Origin of the sequence: Lactobacillus nasalidis, assembly GCF_016587775.1 — a bacterium.
GTDB lineage: Bacteria > Bacillota > Bacilli > Lactobacillales > Lactobacillaceae > Lactobacillus > Lactobacillus nasalidis.
Genome location: NZ_BOCG01000504.1, coordinates 1 through 3,523, shown reverse-complemented (window position 1 = coordinate 3,523; position 3,523 = coordinate 1). Strand labels below are relative to the sequence as shown.

Annotated in this window: 5 protein-coding genes; all 5 read left to right on the top strand. The window is 56.2% G+C overall.

What is annotated here, in order from left to right; translation table 11 throughout:
* The coding region (locus lacNas_RS09760; protein ID WP_201346818.1) for a DHHA1 domain-containing protein at window positions 1-158 on the top strand (158 nt) is incomplete at its 5' end.
* A 72-nt stretch (window positions 159-230) separates the two neighbouring features.
* A complete protein-coding gene (locus lacNas_RS09755; RefSeq protein WP_201331364.1) occupies window positions 231-488 on the top strand; it encodes an IreB family regulatory phosphoprotein in 258 nt (85 codons plus the stop codon).
* On the top strand, window positions 488-916 hold the full coding sequence (ruvX, locus tag lacNas_RS09750; protein ID WP_201331363.1) for a Holliday junction resolvase RuvX: 429 nt from the start codon (window positions 488-490) through the stop codon (window positions 914-916). Before lacNas_RS09755 ends, ruvX begins: the two co-directional genes overlap by 1 nt.
* Before the next feature lie 3 nt (window positions 917-919).
* Window positions 920-1,243 carry a DUF1292 domain-containing protein gene (locus lacNas_RS09745; protein ID WP_201331362.1) on the top strand — a complete coding sequence of 108 codons (324 nt, stop codon included), beginning with the start codon at window positions 920-922 and terminating at the stop codon, window positions 1,241-1,243.
* A 73-nt stretch (window positions 1,244-1,316) separates the two neighbouring features.
* On the top strand, window positions 1,317-3,523 hold a 2,207-nt coding region (locus lacNas_RS09740), incomplete at its 3' end, for an endonuclease MutS2 (RefSeq protein ID WP_244661457.1).

Below are 3,523 nucleotides of genomic sequence, written 5' to 3'. Positions count from 1 at the left end.
CTCTGGACAAGGGCCTTAAAGCTGGCGACCTGATCAAGAGCGTGGCTGCCATCTTCGGCGGCGGCGGCGGCGGCCGGCCAAACATGGCCCAAGCCGGCGGCAAGAAGCCTGAAGGTCTGCAAGACGCCATCGACGCTGCTGTCAGCCAGCTTGACTAAGGCGGCTTTTAGGCTAAATAATTGAGTTGAAGAAATTTTTTCAGTAGAATAGAAAAAAGAGGGGGAATAACAATGAGTTCGCTTGATAAGACGATGCACTTTGATTTTAATCAGAATAAGGGTAAGAATATTCGCGAAACTCTGGAAGACGTATATGAAGCCCTGGAAGAAAAAGGCTACAGCCCGATCAACCAAATCGTGGGTTACCTGCTTTCAGGCGACCCAGCGTACATCCCACGTCACAACGATGCCCGGAATCTGATCTTGAAGCACGAACGCGACGAAATCATCGAGGAACTGGTCAAGAGCTACCTGGGCAAGGACAAGTAATGCGCCTGCTGGGTTTAGACGTCGGCTCCAAGACCATCGGGGTAGCCGTGAGCGATCCTCTGGGCATTACGGCCCAGCCGGTGACGACGATTCAGATTGATGAGGACCGGCACAATTTTGGCATGCGGTCTTTGAAGAAGCTGGTGCGGGAATACGAAGCCGAAGGTTTTGTCCTGGGCCTGCCGAAGAACATGGACGGCACGGCCGGCCGCTCGGTCAGCCGGAGCCAGGCCATGGGCGAGCGCTTGACGCAGAAGTTCGGCCTGCCAGTTTATTACGACGATGAACGCTTGACGACCGTGGCCTCGGAGAGGATTCTGGTCGAAGAAGCGGGAATGCATGATCGCCGGCAGCGCAAGGAGGTCGTTGACCAGATGGCGGCTGTGTTGATTTTGCAGAACTATTTGGATTTACAGCGAAAGGAATAACCAATGGCATTTGAAGTTAACGCCGCTGATCAAGACAGACAGCTGACCTTGATCGACGAGAACGGCAACGAAGAATTATTTGAAGTATTGTTCACCTTCCACTCTGACGACAATGACAAGTCCTACATCCTGCTTTACCCGGCAGCTGTGGACGAAGATGATGAAATTGAAGTCCAGGCTTTCAGCTACGATGCCGATGAAGACGGCGACGTAACCAGCAGCGACCTGCACGAAATCACCTCTGACGCTGAATGGGACATGGTTCAAGGGGTTTTGAACACCTTCTTGGAAGATGACCGGCTGAGCGGTGACGACTCTGCAGAATAAAAAAGAAGCGGGTGCTTAAGCCCGCTTTTTTTGTTGAGTGGAAATTTTTAGCATAAGATTAGGTCAACAGATGATGAACCACAAAATTTTAGATATTCTGGAATACCACGAAATAACCCGCCGGCTGGCCGACCAGGCCGTGACTGCTCCGGCCAAGATCAAGGCGCGCAATCTGGAACCAGCCAGCGACCGGGCAACCGTCAGCCAGGCCTTAAGCGAAACCAAGGCCCTGGCCGATCTGGACCGGATCAAGGGCCAGCTGCCTTTGACCGACTTCCAGGACGTTGCTCCCAGCTTAAAGCGCTTGAAGGTCAAGGCCGACTTGAACGCCCAGGAGCTGGGCAACATCCTGCTGATTTTTACCCTGGCCCAGGAAAGCAGCCGTTTCGTAGAGGATGCAGAAGAAAACGACACCCTTGATCTGACGGCAATCGACGGTCTGCTGGAAGATTTGGAGCTGCCGGATGACTTGTACCGGCGCTTGCGGACCTCCCTGACTTATGAAGGAGAGGTGCTGGACACCGCTTCTGCCGCTTTGGCGCAGCTGCGCCACGACCGACTAGCCAATGAAGCAGAAATCAAGGAAAAGATGGGGGCCTACACCAAGGGCAAGAGCAGCCAGTACCTGTCCGAACAGATCGTGACCATCCGTGACGACCGCTACGTCATCCCCGTCAAGCAGGAATACCGCTACAAGTTTGGTGGGGTCGTGCACGACCAAAGTGCTTCTGGGCAGACCTTGTTTGTTGAACCGGCAGCCATTCTGCCTTTGAACAACCGCCTGCAGAACCTGCTGGCCGAAGAGCGCCAGGAGATTCACCGGATCCTGCATGAACTGTCTCTGGATGCCAGAGAAGAAATGCCGGCCATCAAGCGGGTGGCGGTTGCCTTAAGCGAGCTGGACTTCCTGCAGGCTAAGGCCAAGCTGGCCAAGCAGATGCAGGCCAGCCAGCCGGCCCTGTCCCAGGACCAGTCCTTCAACCTGCTTGCTGCCCGCCACCCCTTGATCGATCCTGACAAGGTCGTGGCCAACGACATTGCCTTGGGCCAGGACTTTGACACGATCCTGATCACCGGGCCAAACACTGGCGGGAAGACGATCAGCCTGAAGACGGCGGGGCTGCTCCAGCTGATGGCGCAGTCCGGTCTCTTCATCCCGGCCAGGGAAGGCAGCAGCGTCGCTGTCTTTGACCAGATTTTTGCCGATATCGGTGATGAGCAGTCCATTGAGCAGTCGCTGAGTACTTTTTCATCCCACATCAACGACATCGTGGCCATCATGAAGCGGGTCAGCGACCAAAGCCTGGTCTTGATCGACGAAATCGGGGCCGGCACTGACCCGGAAGAAGGGGCCAGCCTGGCGATCTCTATTTTGGACTTCTTCAGAAAGAAGGGGGCCAAGATCATCGTCACCACCCACTATCCGGAACTTAAGCTCTACGGCTACAACCGCGAGCGGACGACCAACGCCTCCATGGAATTCGACATCAAGACCCTGTCGCCGACCTACCGTTTGCAGATGGGCATTCCCGGGCACAGCAATGCCTTTGCCATTGCCCGGCGGCTGGGGATGCGGGAAGACGTCGTCATCGCGGCTGAAAAGCTGATGAGCAGCGACGACTCCGACATCAACCACATGATTGACGAGCTGAACAAGCAGACCAAGCTGGCGACGGAAAACAAGCAGAAGCTGCAGAGCAGCCTGGACCGGGCCAAGCAGCTGGAAAAGCGCCTGCGGGACGCTTTGGACATCTACAACCAGCGGGTGCAAAAGCAGCTTGACTTTGCCCAGGACCGGGCCAATGAAATCGTCGCCAAAAAGCGCAAGAAGGCAGACCGGATCATTGCCGAGCTGGAAGAAGCCCGCAAGGAAGGGATGCAGGTCAAGACCAACCAGCTGATGGACGCCAAGGGCGAATTCAACCAGCTGGCCAAGCAGGAAGCCAACCTGGCCAAGAACAAGGTGCTGCAGAAGGAAAAGAAGCGCCACCACGTTCAAGTGGGCGACAAGGTCAAGGTGCTCTCTTACGGGCAGACCGGGACGGTAACCAAGAAGCTGGGCGAGCACGACTACGAGGTCTCCTTGGGCCGCATCAAGCTCAAGGTCACCGACCGCGACATCGACAAGCTGGCGGCCGGCCAGAAGCAGCAGCCGCAAAGACGGGCTACCAGCGCCTCCCGGTCCAGCCGGGCGCACAGTTCGCTGGATCTGCGCGGGCAGCGCTATGAAGAAGCCATGGTCAACCTGGACCGGTATTTCGACACGGTCCTGCTCTCTGG